Source organism: Ohtaekwangia sp., from assembly GCF_036568665.1.
Lineage (GTDB): Bacteria > Bacteroidota > Bacteroidia > Cytophagales > Cyclobacteriaceae > Ohtaekwangia.
Window position 1 is genome coordinate 1 of record NZ_DATCSD010000298.1, and the last position, 2201, is coordinate 2201.

General features: G+C 43.0%; 2 protein-coding genes. One reads left to right on the top strand and one right to left on the bottom strand.

Annotated elements, in window-relative coordinates:
• Positions 1–987, bottom strand: a 987-nt coding sequence (locus VIN08_RS16075; RefSeq protein WP_331967120.1) for a hypothetical protein, incomplete at its 3' end; no start/stop codon positions are given.
• 350 nt (positions 988–1337) lie between these two features.
• Between VIN08_RS16075 and VIN08_RS16080 the strand changes: the two genes are divergently transcribed.
• Entirely contained in the window at positions 1338–2087 is a 750-nt protein-coding gene (locus VIN08_RS16080; protein WP_331967122.1) for a hypothetical protein, read from the top strand.
• Positions 2088–2201 lie beyond the last annotated feature (114 nt).

Consider the following 2201-nt stretch of genomic DNA (forward strand, 5'->3'; position numbering starts at 1 on the left):
CATGGCGGGAGCAGTAGGGACTTTTTTAGTAGCATAGCCTATCAATTTTACCGCGCCAAAAAAACCAAAGCCAGTGTCTCCCGCGAAAGAACGATCATGCGTTGTTAGTCCTGTACTATCAATGTCTGAAGTGATGTTATAGTTGCCAATGTGTGTAAACCAGGGAACGTCAATTGGTACTGACTTCACGCATAGCTTGACACAAAAACAATTGTGAGCATTGGTTCTGTCGGATCGGTGACCCGTGTTACGATTTTCGTCCAGGAGTATAAATCCGGAGGGCGTTTCTATGCGGAAGTATATATCCGGACCAGCGGGCCATTCTACATTAAGCCATGAAAATATAGTCTTGGAGAAATCAGCAGATGTATAGAATATTTTAAAATGCCCGTTGACATCCGTATAGGCAGAACCTAACGCATCATCCTGAAGCAGATCAACATCAAATGCGAATACACGTACACCTTCTACTGCTTTACCTGTTTCACAATCAACAACTCTTCCGCAGATCACCCACAGGTCAAGCAGGCGCAATATCTGGCACCACCATTTAGAGGCTATACAATATTCCCATCCAAAGTAGTTTACTACTTCATTCTCGGTTCTCTTCTCGCGCCACTGTGGTTGCAGTGTAGTGATATGAAACTGAAACTCTTCCAGTTTCTTGGGCGGAACAGGTTTGTGATAATTATTTCCGCAGACGAAATCAATTTCAAAAGCTTCACCGCTATATTTCTCTTTCTCTCCCAGCTGGAAAGTAAAAGCACCGCTGGCGTCTGTAGTTGTTTCGGCAATGAGTAATTTTTGTTTGGCCTTTAACTCTTCTGCACTTACCTGGTGAAATGTCTGGTTGGCATCGGCCACGGCCAGCATTGTAACATGTTCCGTTTTAGAAGGCCGGTATAAACGTACCGTTACACGATCGAGCGGTTCTGAACAATCATTACAAAAGAAGCCGCATAATTTTCCTTTCAAGATGTAGTTCATGATAATGGTCTTTTTGTGTATAAATTTTAGCGAACGGGTTGCCATTTGTCTTCCGGAAGATGCCTGGCGTTTTGTGTAACAATATTCGGGGTTCGCATAGCCGCTAACAATGTGCGGCCAACTGAAAAGACCTTTGTGAACAACGATTTATAGCACCGTTATTTAACGGAAGGTGTCGGTGCATTAAACTATAAATACAAAACCGTGAAAAGTAAATAATGCGATAGCAGGAGATTTACCCACATATAAGGGTGATTTTGATTGGCCGGTATACTTCGGGTCTTTTAATACTTTCTTTTCCTCCCTATTTTTAATCATAACCAATTTCCCACTTAACAAATATCCGTATTATGAAATCACTCGTTGCTTCCGCCTGCCTTCTGTTGATGGGCGCATTTTTGTTCTTCGGCTGCAAAGATCCTGTTCCTGTAGTAGTGGAGAACTGTTACAATTGTAAACAGGATAAATTTTATGGACTCACCGTTCAGGAATTTATGGAAGGTGTTGCGCGCTATGAACATACGCACGCTGCACTGGTAAATGCTGATCCTTATATGCGCGCCAATCACCTCGAGGCATCGCGAAGCTGCTGGTATTCTATCGATACGCTCAAGAAATTTATATGCCTCATAGAGGAATACTCCAAGCAGGTAAAAGTAAAGCCCGAGCAACTCGGTATACGCTTTTACTACGCGGTATATCCTTCCAATGGACCCAAGCATGGCTCACAGAATTACAGAAGCCTGCATACACTATTCATGGTGCCTACAGTACAGCAGCCAGGCGATAGTGTTCCGGTTGATTTCGATCCACGTTATTCAGTGCAGCGACTTGGTAATACCGATGTAAAAGTAAATGAAGACAGCAACGCGAAGGAACAGAAAGATCCTTATAAAAAGGGGCAGGATCAGAAGCTTACCTATATATTGTTGAATGATATGCCGAAAGATAAGCAACTGTTTATGCTGGAGTTCTCTTCAGCCAATGCAGCCGCTACTTCCGGCATGGTAAAGAACCAGGGTATGCTATGTCCTCCAACCTGTAGCGAGGTTGTTACCAGTACACTCACAACAGCGTCAAGCGCTGCCAGTGGTTACTAGCTCTAATGTTTAAGTAAAGCAGATAGTTGTATGCACCGATATATACCGTACTTCGAATTTGTTGCGTTTTTAACTTCACTGTTCGCGTTGCCGGTTATTAAAAAAAGTAAATAC

Coding starts and splice junctions, on each gene's coding strand:
- VIN08_RS16080 (WP_331967122.1), top strand. CDS start 1,338: ATGAAATCACTCGTTGCTTCCGCCTGCCTTCTGTTGATGGGCGCATTT.